This window comes from Mycetocola sp. 2940 (assembly GCF_040548835.1).
Taxonomy (GTDB): Bacteria; Actinomycetota; Actinomycetes; order Actinomycetales; family Microbacteriaceae; genus Mycetocola_A.
Genome location: NZ_JBEPSK010000003.1, coordinates 87,847 through 101,272, shown reverse-complemented (window position 1 = coordinate 101,272; position 13,426 = coordinate 87,847). Strand labels below are relative to the sequence as shown.

General features: G+C 68.4%; 14 protein-coding genes. 11 read left to right on the top strand and 3 right to left on the bottom strand.

What is annotated here, in order from left to right; all coding sequences use genetic code 11:
* On the bottom strand, positions 1–1,473 hold the full coding sequence (locus ABIE24_RS05250) for an SDR family oxidoreductase (protein WP_354497487.1): 1,473 nt from the start codon (positions 1,471–1,473) through the stop codon (positions 1–3).
* 249 nt (positions 1,474–1,722) lie between these two features.
* Between ABIE24_RS05250 and hemE the strand changes: the two genes are divergently transcribed.
* From hemE to hemL, 11 genes are all read left to right on the top strand, one after another.
* Positions 1,723–2,838: a uroporphyrinogen decarboxylase gene (gene hemE, locus ABIE24_RS05245; RefSeq protein WP_354497485.1), complete on the top strand. Its 1,116-nt coding sequence runs from the start codon at positions 1,723–1,725 to the stop codon at positions 2,836–2,838.
* Positions 2,835–4,361 carry a protoporphyrinogen oxidase gene (gene hemG / locus ABIE24_RS05240; protein WP_354497483.1) on the top strand — a complete coding sequence of 509 codons (1,527 nt, stop codon included), beginning with the start codon at positions 2,835–2,837 and terminating at the stop codon, positions 4,359–4,361. Before hemE ends, hemG begins: the two co-directional genes overlap by 4 nt.
* Before the next feature lie 44 nt (positions 4,362–4,405).
* A complete protein-coding gene (locus tag ABIE24_RS05235; RefSeq protein WP_354497481.1) occupies positions 4,406–4,759 on the top strand; it encodes a YtxH domain-containing protein in 354 nt (117 codons plus the stop codon).
* Positions 4,760–4,777: 18 nt separating this feature from the next.
* On the top strand, positions 4,778–5,191 hold the full coding sequence (locus tag ABIE24_RS05230; RefSeq protein WP_354497480.1) for a phage holin family protein: 414 nt from the start codon (positions 4,778–4,780) through the stop codon (positions 5,189–5,191).
* A complete protein-coding gene (locus ABIE24_RS05225) occupies positions 5,178–5,444 on the top strand; it encodes a hypothetical protein (RefSeq protein WP_354497479.1) in 267 nt (88 codons plus the stop codon). The genes ABIE24_RS05230 and ABIE24_RS05225 overlap by 14 nt, the downstream gene beginning before the upstream one ends.
* Before the next feature lie 290 nt (positions 5,445–5,734).
* Positions 5,735–6,457, top strand: a complete 723-nt coding sequence (gene hemQ, locus ABIE24_RS05220; protein WP_354497477.1) for a hydrogen peroxide-dependent heme synthase — start codon at positions 5,735–5,737, stop codon at positions 6,455–6,457.
* A complete protein-coding gene (locus tag ABIE24_RS05215; RefSeq protein WP_354497476.1) occupies positions 6,454–7,635 on the top strand; it encodes a ferrochelatase in 1,182 nt (393 codons plus the stop codon). Before hemQ ends, ABIE24_RS05215 begins: the two co-directional genes overlap by 4 nt.
* Entirely contained in the window at positions 7,632–8,591 is a 960-nt protein-coding gene (gene hemC, locus ABIE24_RS05210) for a hydroxymethylbilane synthase (protein WP_354497474.1), read from the top strand. The genes ABIE24_RS05215 and hemC overlap by 4 nt, the downstream gene beginning before the upstream one ends.
* A gap of 11 nt (positions 8,592–8,602) precedes the next feature.
* Positions 8,603–9,409 (top strand): uroporphyrinogen-III synthase, encoded by an 807-nt coding sequence (locus tag ABIE24_RS05205; RefSeq protein WP_354497472.1) that lies wholly within the window; start codon positions 8,603–8,605, stop codon positions 9,407–9,409.
* A gap of 93 nt (positions 9,410–9,502) precedes the next feature.
* A complete protein-coding gene (gene hemB / locus ABIE24_RS05200) occupies positions 9,503–10,429 on the top strand; it encodes a porphobilinogen synthase (protein ID WP_354497470.1) in 927 nt (308 codons plus the stop codon).
* Entirely contained in the window at positions 10,426–11,745 is a 1,320-nt protein-coding gene (hemL, locus tag ABIE24_RS05195) for a glutamate-1-semialdehyde 2,1-aminomutase (RefSeq protein WP_354497469.1), read from the top strand. Before hemB ends, hemL begins: the two co-directional genes overlap by 4 nt.
* A gap of 43 nt (positions 11,746–11,788) precedes the next feature.
* On the opposite strand, the gene ABIE24_RS05190 is transcribed toward hemL, so the two are convergent.
* Both ABIE24_RS05190 and kduI read right to left on the bottom strand, forming a co-directional pair.
* Positions 11,789–12,559, bottom strand: a complete 771-nt coding sequence (locus ABIE24_RS05190; RefSeq protein ID WP_354497468.1) for an IclR family transcriptional regulator — start codon at positions 12,557–12,559, stop codon at positions 11,789–11,791.
* A gap of 29 nt (positions 12,560–12,588) precedes the next feature.
* The gene (gene kduI / locus ABIE24_RS05185; protein WP_354497467.1) at positions 12,589–13,425 is read right to left on the bottom strand and encodes a 5-dehydro-4-deoxy-D-glucuronate isomerase; all 837 of its coding nucleotides are present in this window, start codon (positions 13,423–13,425) and stop codon (positions 12,589–12,591) included.
* Position 13,426 lies beyond the last annotated feature (1 nt).

The window sequence follows — 13,426 nt, the reverse complement described above, 5'->3', positions numbered from 1 at the left end:
TCAGGCCGGGCGGGTCTCCGCCTCGAGCGTGATGCGGTTCGCCATTCCGTTGAAAATGATGCCGTGGAACGGCAGGATGGCGAACCAGTACAGCCGCCCGGACAGGCCCATCGGGAAGAACACGGCGCGCTGGCGGTAACGGGAGCCGCCCTCCGGCCGGGGTTCGATCTCCATCTCGAGCCAGGCCTTGCCAGGAACCCGCATCTCGGCGCGGAGCCGCAGCCGGCGCTCGTGCTCGAGAGCCTCCACCCGCCAGAAGTCCAGCGCATCACCGGTCTGCAGTTCCTGGGCGTGCCGCCGGCCGCGGCGAAGTCCCACACCGCCGACGAGCTTGTCGAGCCAGCCGCGGAGCGCCCAGGCGAGGGGGAACGAGTACCAGCCGTTGTCGCCACCGATTCCCTCGATGACCGTCCAGAGTTGCGCCGTCGAGGCATCCGTCTCGCGCACCTTCAGATCGGTGAAGACCGTGTGCCCGGCCCAGTCGGGGTCGCTCGGAAGTGGGTCGCTCGGTGCGCCGTCGACCGACGCGTTCTGCCAGCTGGTCTCGACGTCGCCGTCGCGCATCTTCGCCAGCGCCAGCTGCACGGCGCGGCGATAGCCGGTGAGTCCGCCCTCCGGGGGAGGGATGACCTCGTCGATGTCGTGCTCGCGCATGACACAGTCGAACTGGAGGGACTCGACGATCGGCACGGCGATCGAGCGCGGGATCGGCGTGACGAGGTTCACCCACTGCGACGCGAGCCACGGGGTGAGCACCGGCAGGGCGGCGATGGCGCGCTGCGGGAGCCCCGCTTCGACCGCGTAGCCGTTCATCATCTGCCCGTAGCGGAGGATGTCCGGGCCGCCGATGTCGAAGGTCCGGTTGATCTCGGGCGGCAGGTCGATCGCCGCGAGGAGGTAGTGCAGTACGTCCCGGATCGCGATCGGCTGGATCCGGTTGCGCACCCACTTCGGCGCAGGCATGTACGGAAGGACCTCGGTGAGATGCCGGATCATCTCGAACGAGGTCGACCCCGATCCGATGACGACGCCGGCCTGGAAGGCGACGGTCGGCACGCCGGACTCGAGCAGCGTCCTGCCGACGAGCACCCGGGAGCGCAGGTGGCGTGACAGGTCCGTGGAATCCGGGTGGAGACCGCCAAGGTAGATGATGCGCCCGACCCCGGCGTCCCGGGCGGCGGATGCCACGCTCTCGGCCGCCGTGCGCTCTTCCGTCTCGAAATTGCCCCGGCCCGTCATCGAGTGGACGAGGTAGTAGACGACGTCGATGCCCTCGCAGGCGCGGGACGTCGCATCCCTGTCCTGGAGCGTCCCCTCGACGATCTCGACCTGACCGGCCCACGGAACGTCGCGGAGTTTCTCGGGGGTGCGGACGAGGACCCGCACCTCGTGCCCGGCGGCGAGGAGCCGGGGCACCAGCCGGCCGCCGACGTAACCCGTTGAGCCGGTGACGAGGATGCGCTTCGCTGTCATGGGGCGACCCTACGCCCGGAGTCTCCGCTTTGGCGGGGCTTGCGGGGGAGCTCCCAGCGGGAACAGCACCGTCCGCGTCCATGCCGAGGCGGTCTCAGTCGGATGGTTTCGGCGACATTCCGCCCAGGCGGAGCTGGCGACGGTGTGGTGAGCACGCCGTCCGTCCGGGAATTCGGACGGCCGACAGGTGCGACCTTGCCGACGTTGGGCAACGACCGTGAACACAATGAACTTTGACACAATGAGAGGGTGCAGCTCTCTCAGAACCACCCGCTCGAAGCAGGACTCACCCACGACTCCCGGCTGATCACCGCCTACGGCGGCACCCGGCCAGAGGTGACGCCGGTGTGGTTCATGCGCCAGGCCGGGCGCTCGCTGCCCGAGTACCGCGAACTGCGGGTCGGGAACGCGATGCTCGACGCGTGCCTCACACCTGAGCTCGCCAGCGAGATCACCCTGCAGCCGGTGCGCAGGCACGGAGTCGACGCCGGCATCTTCTTCAGCGACATCGTCGTCCCGCTCAAGCAGGTGGGCGTCGATGTCGAGATCGTGCCCGGCAAGGGTCCCGTGCTCGGCAAGGCGGTCCGCACGGCCGCCGATGTCGACGAGCTCATCGCGCTCGACCCGGCGGTTCTCGACGAGGGCCTCGCGCCGGTCGTCGAGGCTGTGCGCCTCACCGTCGCTGAACTCGGGAAGACCCCGCTCATCGGCTTCGCCGGTGCGCCGTTCACCCTCGCCGCGTACCTCGTGGAGGGCGGGCCGTCGAAGGATCACATCCACGCCCGCACCCTCATGCACGCCGAACCGGAGGCATGGTCCCGGCTCATGGAGTGGGTCGCCGAAGTCACCGGCCGGTTCCTCCGCGCCCAGGTGCTCGCCGGCGCCTCAGCCGCGCAGCTGTTTGATTCGTGGGCCGGGGCGCTCTCGCTCGACGACTATGTGCGCCACGTGGCACCGGCATCCGCCCGCGCCCTCGAGCACGTGCGCGACCTCAGCTACACCACCGAACCCACCGAGCTGGACCTGCACGCTCCGGTCCACTCGGTGCCGATCGTGCACTTCGGCGTGGGGACGGGCGAGCTGCTCAAGGCCATGCACGACATCGGCGCTGACGTCGTCGGCGTCGACTACCGGGTTCCGCTCGATGAGGCGTCGCGCCGGCTCGGCGGGGTCGTTCCCGTCCAGGGCAACATCGACCCGGCACTCCTGGCCGCGCCGTGGCCGGTGCTCGAAGCGCACGTGCGCGATGTGCTGGCGCGCGGCGCCAGCGCGCCCTCCCACGTGCTCAACCTGGGCCACGGCGTTCCGCCCGAAACCGACCCGGCCGTCCTCACCCGCCTCGTGGAATTCGTGCACGCGCAATGATCGAACCGCGTCACGTTCTGGTGATCGGCGGCGGCGTCGCCGGACTTGTCGCGGCGCTCGACTGCGCCCGGGTCGGCATCCGGGTGACGGTCGTCGACCGTGCCCCGTCGGCGGGCGGCAACGTCGCGACCGCGACCGTGGCCGGCATCCGCGTCGACACCGGCGCCGAAAGCTACGCCACGCGGGGTGGAACGGTCCGGGCGCTCATCGACAGCCTTGGGCTGGCCGACGCCGTGGTGCGGCCCGCTGCCGCCGGCGCCTGGGTGCGCCTTGCCGACGGCCGGTCGGTCCCGCTGCCGAAGGCCGGGCTGCTCGGCATTCCGTCGAATCCGCTCGCCGACGATGTACGGCGCGTGATCGGCTGGCGCGGTGCGACCCGGGCGTACCTGGACCGCATCCTTCCCGTGCTCACCATCGGGCGCGAGCACAACCTGGGCGACCTCGTGGAGCGCCGGATGGGCAAGGCGGTTCTCGAGTCTCTCGTCGCCCCCGTCACCCGCGGTGTGTATTCCGCTGACCCGCACGACCTCGACGTCACCCGCGCGGCGCCGGGGCTGAACCGGGCCCTGACGGTGGCCGGCTCGCTCTCGGGCGCTGTCGCCCTGCTTCGTGCCGACGCCCCGGCCGGCGCGGCCGGCTCCGCCGTGGAAGGCCTGCGCGGCGGCATGTCGACGCTCATCGACGCCCTCGTCGCTGAGCTCCGCAGCCGCGAGGGGGAGCTGCTGCTCGGCCTCGGCGTGACCGGGCTCGCCCGGGTCCCTGCTTCAGACGATCCGGGTGAGGCCGCAGGCTGGCAGGTCACCCTCGACGACGAGCGGGTCCTCACCGCCGACTACGTGATCGTCGCGACACCCGAAGCCGAAGCGCTCCGACTGCTCGCGCCGTTCGCCCCCGAGTTCGCTGCCGAACCGGCCGAGACGCCCACCGTCGAACTGATCACCCTCGTTCTCGACGCGGAGGAGCTCGATGCCGCGCCCCGCGGAACCGGGGTCCTCGTGGCCGAGTCGCCCCGTTCCGGCGTCGTCGCCAAGGCCCTGACCCACTCCACCGCCAAGTGGGGATGGTTGCGCGCCGAAGCCGCCGCGCAGCATCCTCACCGCCACGTGATTCGGCTGTCCTACGGCAGGCAGGGCGCCGCGAACCCGACGACCGATCTCGACGACGGAGAGGCGCTGGCGATTGCGCTCCAGGATGCCTCTGGCATCCTCGGCGTGCGCCTCGACCCGTCGAGCGTGGCTGGCTTCGAGCGGACGGTGTGGCGAGGCACGCTGCCTGGTGCGGCGATCGGCCAGCGGGAACGCGCGGAATCGCTGCGGACCGCAGCGCTCGCCGTCGGCGACGTGGATCTCACGGGGGCCTGGCTCTCGGGCACGGGACTGGCATCCGTTGTGCCTGACGCGCTGGCCGCGTCCGCACGGATTCGGCACCTCGTGGCGTCGTTCTATCTGGAACACGACGTGCTGGGCGACGGGCATACCAGAATCGGCATGGACAAAACCAGTCCGGACGAAACGGGCGCTTAGGGTCTACGCTGGTCAAGCTGGTAGCGCGACGAAACGGAGTGAATATGAGGGGCAAGCTGATTTTTGTGGCCGGTCTGGCCACCGGATACGTGCTCGGATCCCGTGCGGGACGTGCACGGTACGAGCAGATCAAGAAAAACTGGCTCAAGGTGTGGGAGACCGACGCCGTCCAGGAGAAGGTCGAACTCGTCGAAGACTTTGCCAAGTCACGAGCCAGCGAGCTTCCTGCTGCGGTTGTCGCCGGCGTGAAGAAGGTTTCGGACGCCATCAACACCAAGGGCAAGTCCACCCAGGATTCGTCCTGGTCGACCGGAGCCCCGACCCCGGCGGACGCCTCCTCCTACACGCCCCCGATCCCGGGGCAGACGGGCACATCGAACCCGAGCACCACCAACTAGACGTCGGAGAGTTCTTTCATGACGGATCGCACCGTGAGCGACAAGAACCGGGAATCGCTGGCCACCCTGATCGGGAACCTGCCCGGTCTGCTGACCAACCTGATTCAGGCCGAGATCGACCAACTCAAGACCAAGGCCCAGCATCTCGGCTCGTACGCGGGCAAGGGCGCAATCTTCATGGTGCTCGCGCTCATCTTCGTGTTCTTCGCGGTCGGCATCCTCGTCGCCGTCGGGATCCTGGCGCTGTCACTCGTGATGCCGGCGTGGCTCGCCGCGCTGATCGTGTTCGTCGTGTTCCTGCTGATCGCGGCCGTGCTTGCGCTCATCGGAGTGAGCTACTTCAAGAAGCTCAGTTCCGACCCGAATCCGATCGAAAGCGTGAAGAAAGACATCCGCGCTGTGAAGGGAGAGGGAGAATATGACCGCTATTAATCCTGCATACCCTGTTCCGTCGACGCCCTCGTCGCCCGAGCAGGCACGAGCCGAACTGGTGTCGACGCTCAACGCGATCGAGGACAAGCTCAACGTCCCCCGTAAGGTGTCGCGTGCCATTGCCCGCGGCAAGGTCGCGGCTGCGAAACTGCAGCGCGAGAGCCCTGCTGCCTTCATCGGTGGCATCGCCGCGGTTGCAGCCGTGGCAGGGACCGTGGCCTGGGCCGTGGCGCGGGCGATCGCGACGCGCTAGTTCCTCGGCCGAGCCGCGCGGCGGCATCCGCTTGACGGTGTCGGGTCAGCGCGGCACAGGGAAAAAGGCGCGAGGAAAGGATGCCTCGGCGTTCGCGTCCTTATCTGGCGGCTTTTTCCTTATCTCGCGTTGGTGGGGGCGGGTCTCGCAGCGAAAATCTCGATACGATCCGGCAGCGTGCCGGATGCGGGTCCTGAGCCTGTCGAAGGGCGATCTGCTTCGCTGAGAAAGCTTCGCTTCCACGGTGAAGCAATTTGGGTAGTGGAGGAGAAAGAGTGATGATGTTAGGTATGACTCACCCGGCCTCTGCCGAGGCACCATCGACCATGCACAACCCCGAACCCGAAGAGAACCCCACAGGCTTCACGCTCTGGGCCGTTCTCCGCCGCGACCCCGAACATCGAGCCCCGCTCAGCGAGCACGCCGTCTTCGAACTCGACGGCGCTGTCTCGCGCATCGAGGCTGATGGGGTGACCATTCGCGGCTTCTACGACGTCTCCGGCCTACGCTCAGACGCCGACCTCATGATCTGGCTGCACGGCGACACCGCCGACAGTCTCCAGCGTGCCCTCCGTGTGCTCCGCCGCACCAGCATCCTGCGGCACCTGCTCCCCACCTGGAACGCGATGGGCGTGCACCGCGAGGCCGAGTTCAACAAGCGCCACATCCCCGGGTTCCTGCGCGGCATCGAGCCGAAGGGCTGGCTCACCGTCTACCCGTTCGTGCGCAGCTACGAGTGGTACCTCCTTCCGGACGAGGAACGCAGCAAGATGCTCGCCGACCACGGCCGCAAGGGGGCAGCGTTCCGCGGCGCCATCGCGAACACCGTCTCCGCGTTCGCGCTCGGCGACTACGAGTGGATCCTCCCGATCGAGTCCGACGACCTGCTCGAACTCGTCGACCTCATGCGTGACCTCCGCGCGACGGATGCCCGCAGGCACGTCCGCGAGGAGGTCCCGTTCTACACGGGCCGCCGCATCGCCACCAGCGAGATCCCGGAGGTCCTGCAGTGACCGAAGCCGTTCTCGGTGCGACGGATGCCGCAGCATCCGGCGACCCGCACATCGAGGTGCCCGTCGCCTACGACGCGATTCTTCTCGCCGGCTTCGGCGGCCCGGAGGGGCAGGATGACGTCATCCCGTTCCTGCGCAACGTCACCCGCGGGCGCGGGATCCCCGAGGAACGCCTCGAGGAGGTCGCGACCCACTACCGTCACTTCGGCGGAGTGAGCCCGATCAACGACCAGAACCGGCAACTCAAGGCCGCGCTCGAGGCCGAGCTGGCCTCGCGCGGGATCGACCTGCCGGTGCTGTGGGGCAACCGCAACTGGGACCCGTACCTGCGCGACGCTCTCGTCGAGGCCAACGACCGCGGCTATACGAAGCTCATCGCAATCGCCACGAGCGCGTACTCGTCGTACTCGAGCTGCCGGCAGTACCGCGAGGACTTCGCCATCGCCCTCGACGAGACGAGCCTGTTCGGGCACATCGCGATCGACAAGGTGCGCCAGTTCTTCGACCACCCCGGCTTCGTCACCCCGTTCATCGACGGCGTTCGCGACGGACTGACGCAGATCCAGCGCGACAACCCCGGGATCGACCTGTTCTCCGAGGTCGAGATCCTCTTCTCCACCCACTCGATCCCGTCGACGGATGCCGCGAAGTCCGGCCCCGCAGAACGCGGTTTCGGTGAGGGGGGCGCGTACGCCGCGCAGCACAACGCCGTGGCCGAGGTCGTGATCGAGTCAGTGAAGCGTGAACTCGCCCTCGACGGCGAACTGGCCTGGCAGCTCGTCTACCAGTCCCGCTCGGGCCCGCCGAGCATGCCGTGGCTCGAGCCGGACATCAACGACGCCATCGCCCAGTTGCCTGCCCGTGGCATCCGTGCCGTCGTCATCGTGCCGCTGGGTTTCGTGAGTGACCACATGGAAGTGCTCTGGGACCTCGACAACGAGGCCACCGAGTCCGCCGAGGAGAACAAGCTCTACTCGGTACGCGTTCCCACGCCCGGCACGCACGCCGCTTACGTCACCGGCCTCATCGATCTCGTTCTCGAGCGTCGCGACGGCACGCCCGTCGCTGAGCGTCCGGCGTTGACCGATCTCGGGCCCTGGTATGACGTGTGCCGGCCAGGATGCTGCGAGAACGTGCGCCTCGGGTTCAAGCCGGCACTCGCCGGATTGCAGCCATGACCCTGCGGATCGGTACGCGGGGCAGCGCCCTCGCGATGGCACAGACCGGCGACATCGCGCGGGCGATCGAGGCCGCGACAGGTGTGGACACCGAGCTCGTCCCCGTGACCACCCACGGTGACGTGTCGCGGGAGTCGCTGTCGAGCCTCGGCGGGACCGGTGTGTTCGCCTCCGCCCTGCGCGAGTTTCTGCTCCGCGGCGAGTGCGACCTCGTCGTGCACTCGATGAAGGACCTGCCGACGGTCGCCTATGCCGGGCTGCGGGTGGGCGCCGTTCCGGTGCGCGCCGACGCCCGCGACACGCTCTGCGCGCGGGACGGCCTCACCCTCGCCACGCTGCCCGTCGGTGCGCGGGTGGGAACGGGATCACCCCGTCGGGCCGCGCAGCTCGCCGCCCAGCGTCCCGACCTCCAGATCGTGGATATCCGGGGAAACGTCGGAACCCGTCTGGGCTTCGTCTCCTCCGGCGAACTGGATGCCGTCGTGCTCGCCGCTGCCGGGCTGGGCCGGCTGGGCCGGCTCGATGCGGTCACCGAGTTCTTCGAGCTGGACGTTTGGCCGACCGCACCCGCGCAGGGTGCACTGGCCATCGAGGTCCGCACGGCCATCTTCGACGATCAGGAGGGGCACGCTGACATCCTCGACGCTCTCGCAGCGATCGAGCATCCGGCCACCCGCGCCGCCGCAACAGCGGAGCGGGCCATCCTCGCAAAGCTCGAAGCCGGCTGCGCCGCCCCGATCGGCGCGCACGCCGTCGTCACCCCGGACGGGATCGATCTCAACGCAGCCGTCTACGCGCCCGACGGATCGGGTACGCTCAGGCTCAACCGGCGGGCCGATTTCGCGACCTCAGCCGTACACGACATCATAGGGACGGCAGAGACCGTCGGCAGTGCCCTGGCCGACGACCTGCTGGCCCAGGGCGCGGCCACCCTCGCACCCCTCAGGCAGAGCTGAAGGCAGTAATAATGTCCACACCCGTACCGTCCAAGCCGCTGAAGGGCTGGCGCATTCTTGTGCCTCGCGGCGGGCCGTGGGGTGACAGTGTCGCCGCCGACCTCCGGGCCCGCGGGGCGACCCCCGTCGTGGCGCCGATGATCAACTTCGCGCCGACCAACGACCCCGAGCGGCTGACCGCCGCCCTCGCGGCGCTCGCCAACGGCGCGTTCGACTGGCTCACCGTGACGAGTGCGACGACTGTCGACGTCATGTACTCCCAGGGTGTCCGCATCCCCGAGCGCACCCGGGTCGCCGCCGTCGGTGAGACGACCGCCGCCGCACTCCAGGCCGTCGGCTACCGCGTCGACCTCGTGCCGGCCAAGGACAACTCCGCCAAGGGCATGGTCTCGGAACTCACGAAGCTCGAGCCGAAACCGAAACGGTTCCTCACCCTGCGCTCCGAGATCGCCAAGCCCCTCCTGACCGAGGGTCTCATTCACGCCGGGCACGACGTCGAATCGGTGGTCGCCTATCGCACCGTCGGCGAACCGGTTTCAGAGAAGGTCATTGAGGACGTGCGCTCCGGACGGATCAACGGCATCCTCGTCACGAGCGGCAGCGTGGCGCAGCAGGTCGTCGAACAGTTCGGCACACTGCCGGAGTCGACCCTCGTCGCCGCCATCGGTCCGAGGACGGCCAAGGACGCCGCCGATTTCGGTCTCGCCGTCCACGTGGTCTCCCGGCACCAGACGGTTGCCGCCCTGCTCGACAGTATGGTCGCCCTCGTCGAGTCCGGCGACGCGCCGAAGGCGCTCGACGTGGCGGTCGAGGACTGACCCACCGTTCTGCGGCGTACAGCCGTCGACGCGTAGGCTGAACGGGTGAACGTACCCTCGATTCGTCCCCGTAGACTCCGTCAGACCCCCGCCATGCGCCGCCTCGTCTCCGAGACCCGGGTGCATCCGGCCGAGCTGGTCCTTCCGCTCTTCGTCCGCGAGGGCGTGAAAGACGCCGTGCCGATCAGCTCGATGCCGGGCGTCTCGCAGCACACCCTCGATTCGCTCAAACGGGCGGCGACGGATGCCGCGGAGGCCGGTGTCGGCGGCGTCATGCTGTTCGGGATTCCCGCCGTGCGCGATGCCGTCGGGTCCGGTGCCACCGACCCTCACGGCATCCTCAACGTGGCGACCGCTGCTCTCGTCGCCGAAGTCGGCGACGCTCTCGTCGTGCAGACCGACCTCTGCCTCGACGAATTCACCGACCACGGCCACTGTGGCGTGCTCGACGAGTCGGGCCGGGTCGACAACGACGCGACCCTCGAACGCTACGTCGACATGGCACTGGTCCAGGCGGATGCCGGCTCGAGCATATTGGGCCTGAGCGGCATGATGGACGGGCAGGTCGACGCCGTCCGCAGCGCCCTCGACGAAGCCGGCTTCGTCGACACCGCGATCCTCGCCTACTCCGCCAAGTACGCCTCGGCGTTCTACGGTCCGTTCCGCGAGGCCGTCGACTCCCAGCTTCGCGGCGACCGCCGCAGCTACCAGCTCGACCCGGCCAACCGCAGGGAGGGCATGCGCGAGGCCACCCTCGATATGTCCGAGGGCGCCGACATCGTCATGGTGAAGCCAGCAGGCAGCTACCTCGACGTGCTCGCCGATGTGGCCGCGATGAGCGACATTCCAGTCTGGGCATACCAGGTCTCCGGGGAGTACGCGATGATCGAGGCGGCCGCGCAGAACGGCTGGATTGACAGGCGCCGCGCCATCGAGGAGTCCGTCGTCGGCATTCGCCGGGCGGGGGCCGATGTCGTCCTGACCTACTGGGCGACCGAACTGGCGGGGTGGCTGCGATGAACAACGACGACCTCTTCACCCGCGCGAAGCTTTCCATCCCCGGCGGGGTGAACTCCCCGGTGCGGGCGTTCGGCTCCGTCGGCGGCACCCCCCGCTTCCTCGTGAAGGCATCCGGTGCCACGGTGACGGATGCCGACGGCACCGAATACGTGGACCTCGTCGGTTCCTGGGGCCCCGCCATCCTCGGCCACGCCCACCCGGAGGTGGTGCGCGCCGTTCAGGAGGCTGCCGCCCGCGGCCTTTCCTTCGGCGCATCGACGCCGGCGGAGACGGAACTGGCCGAGCTGGTCAAGGAGCGGGTGTCGGCCGTCGGGATGTCGCCGATCGAGAAGCTCCGGCTGGTGTCCACCGGCACTGAGGCCACGATGACGGCCATCCGGCTCGCCCGCGGTTTCACCGGCCGTGACCTCCTCGTCAAGTTCGCCGGGCACTACCACGGCCACTCGGACGGACTCCTCGCCGAAGCCGGTTCAGGCCTCGCCACGCTCGCCCTGCCTGGCTCGGCCGGCGTACCTGCCGCGATCGCCGCCCAGACCCTGGTTCTGCCGTACAACGACCTCGACGCTCTCCGGGTCGTGTTCGCCGAACGGGGCGATTCGATCGCCGCCGTCATCACCGAGGCGGCGGCCGCCAACATGGGCGTGCTCGCGCCCGAGAAGGGCTTCAACGCCGCGCTGGTCGAACTCGCGCACGAGCATGGGGCCCTCGTGATCCTCGACGAGGTGCTCACCGGGTTCCGCGTGAGTTCCTCGGGCTACTGGGGCCTCTCGCTCGCCGACGGCCCGCTCTACTCGCCCGACCTGTTCGCCTTCGGCAAGGTCATCGGCGGAGGTATGCCGCTCGCGGCATTGGGTGGGCGCGCCGACATCATGGACTACCTCGCTCCCCAGGGCCCGGTGTACCAGGCCGGGACGCTGTCGGGGAACCCCGTCGCCGTCGCGGCAGGACTCGCCACTCTCGAGCGAGCCACCCCAGCTGTGTATGAGCGCCTGGATGAGGCATCCGCCGTGCTGTCCCAGGCCGTGTCCGACGCGCTCAGCCAGGAAGGCGTCGCTCACGTCGTGCAGCGCGCAGGAAACCTGTTCAGCTTCGTCTTCGCCGAGGAGCGACCCCGTAACTACGCGCAGGCGCAGGCGCAGGAGGCCTGGCGGTACGCGCCGTTCTTCCACGCCATGCTTGACGGCGGAGTCTCGCTGCCGCCGAGCGTCTTCGAGGCGTGGTTCGTCTCGGCAGCGCACGACGAGCGCGTGATCTCGCGGATCGTCGAGGCGCTCCCGGCGGCGGCCCGCGCGGCCGCAGCAGCGAAACTGGCCTGACCGGTTCCCCGTTCGGCGGTCAGCCGACCTGCCCCGTCTGGAGTCAGCGCGTACCGCCCAACAGCCGGGAGATCTCGTTCGCGGCCGCAACTGCCTGTGGTGCGAATTCTTCGATCGATTGTCCGGGATGCTCGAGAGCAATCGACGAGACAGACAGGCCGTGCGAAACTTCACCGGTGTGGTCAGAGATCGGGGCGGACACGCAGACGGTCCCCGGTTCGTTCTCGCCGAGATCGAGCGCGTAGCCCCTCTCTCTGACGTCAGCGAGCGCGTCACGAAGCCGCCCGAGATCGGTGATCGTCGAGTCGGTTCGGGCGGGCAGGCCTGTCCGTGAGGCATACGAGGCTATCCGGTCGTCCGGCCAGAACGCCATGACGGCCTTCCCCATCCCCGTCGAGTGCAGGGGAATGGCCAGGCCGACTCGTGAACGCATGCGGTATGGCTTCGACGAATCCGTGCGGATCACGTAGACCATCTCATCGCCAGAAAGCGTCCCGACGTGCACGGTGCAGTCCACCTCAGCAACGAGTTGATCGACGACCGGCGCAGCGATGCGCGAGATATCGACGCGTGAAAGTACCCGCCCCGCCAATGCCATGAACCGGGAGCCCCCATGGTAGCCGCGTTCGGCATCACCAGAGAGGAATCCCTCCTCGATCAGGGACGCGAGGATTCGATGCACGGTCGATTTCGGGAGGCCCGTTTCGGTCACGATGTCGGTGAAGCGCTCGTTGAGCAATGCCACCTCGAGCACGCGCAGCGTCTTCTGGTTCGCGTTGGACACTGACGCGTGCGCCCCCGTCGACGACTCCATTCAGCTCTCCCTGTCAGTCACCTCTACTTTTACACCAGCTCGGTGATCTGCACATGATCCATGTCGTCGAACGACTGATTCTCCCCTGCCATCGCCCATACGAATGCATACGCGCGCGAACCAACACCGGAATGGATCGACCAGCTCGGCGACATGACCAGGTCGTCGTTCGCGACGAGGAGGTGACGCGTCTCGCTGGGCTCGCCCATGAGGTGCAGCACCCGTGCGTCCGCGGCCACGTCGAAATACAGGTAGAACTCGGAGCGGCGCTCGTGGGTATGCGACGGCAAGGTGTTCCACATGTTCCCAGGGTGCAGGCGGGTCACTCCCATGACCACCTGGCAGCTACGGATGCCGTTCTCGTGAATGACCTGCCGAAGCGTGCGGGAGTTGGAGGTGAGTTGATCGCCGAGCTCGCGAACAGTACCTTCGTCGGGTCCTGCGAGCATGTTGGGGAACGCCGTGTGCGCGGGCGCGGAGAATCCGTAGAACTTGGCCGGGACTGTCGGGTCGTCTGACGTGAAGACGACCTGTCGGGTTCCGCGGCCCAGGTAGAGGACCGCCTCGGGTTCCATTCGATAGTCGGTGCCGTCTGCCCGCACCGCGCCGGCCGCGCCGACGTTGACGATCCCGATCTCGCGGTGCTCCAGAAAATACTCTGAGCGGATCTCCGGAATCGGCCTGAGTTCGATGGGCGAAGCCGTCGGCACCGCGCCGACGGCGACCACCCGGTCGTAGTGCGTCGGAACGGCGATCAACTCGCCCGGCACGAGCAGGCGCTCCACGAGGAAGCGATCCCGCAGGTCCTGTTGTGAGAAGCCGGGGATCTGTTCAGCGGCGACGGGGCCGCGCATTAGTGATGACATG

Coding starts and splice junctions, on each gene's coding strand:
- ABIE24_RS05250 (WP_354497487.1), bottom strand. CDS start 1,473: ATGACAGCGAAGCGCATCCTCGTCACCGGCTCAACGGGTTACGTCGGC.
- hemG (WP_354497483.1), top strand. CDS start 2,835: ATGATCGAACCGCGTCACGTTCTGGTGATCGGCGGCGGCGTCGCCGGA.
- ABIE24_RS05235 (WP_354497481.1), top strand. CDS start 4,406: ATGAGGGGCAAGCTGATTTTTGTGGCCGGTCTGGCCACCGGATACGTG.
- ABIE24_RS05230 (WP_354497480.1), top strand. CDS start 4,778: ATGACGGATCGCACCGTGAGCGACAAGAACCGGGAATCGCTGGCCACC.
- ABIE24_RS05225 (WP_354497479.1), top strand. CDS start 5,178: ATGACCGCTATTAATCCTGCATACCCTGTTCCGTCGACGCCCTCGTCG.
- hemQ (WP_354497477.1), top strand. CDS start 5,735: ATGACTCACCCGGCCTCTGCCGAGGCACCATCGACCATGCACAACCCC.
- hemC (WP_354497474.1), top strand. CDS start 7,632: ATGACCCTGCGGATCGGTACGCGGGGCAGCGCCCTCGCGATGGCACAG.
- ABIE24_RS05205 (WP_354497472.1), top strand. CDS start 8,603: ATGTCCACACCCGTACCGTCCAAGCCGCTGAAGGGCTGGCGCATTCTT.
- hemB (WP_354497470.1), top strand. CDS start 9,503: ATGCGCCGCCTCGTCTCCGAGACCCGGGTGCATCCGGCCGAGCTGGTC.
- hemL (WP_354497469.1), top strand. CDS start 10,426: ATGAACAACGACGACCTCTTCACCCGCGCGAAGCTTTCCATCCCCGGC.
- ABIE24_RS05190 (WP_354497468.1), bottom strand. CDS start 12,559: ATGGAGTCGTCGACGGGGGCGCACGCGTCAGTGTCCAACGCGAACCAG.
- kduI (WP_354497467.1), bottom strand. CDS start 13,425: ATGTCATCACTAATGCGCGGCCCCGTCGCCGCTGAACAGATCCCCGGC.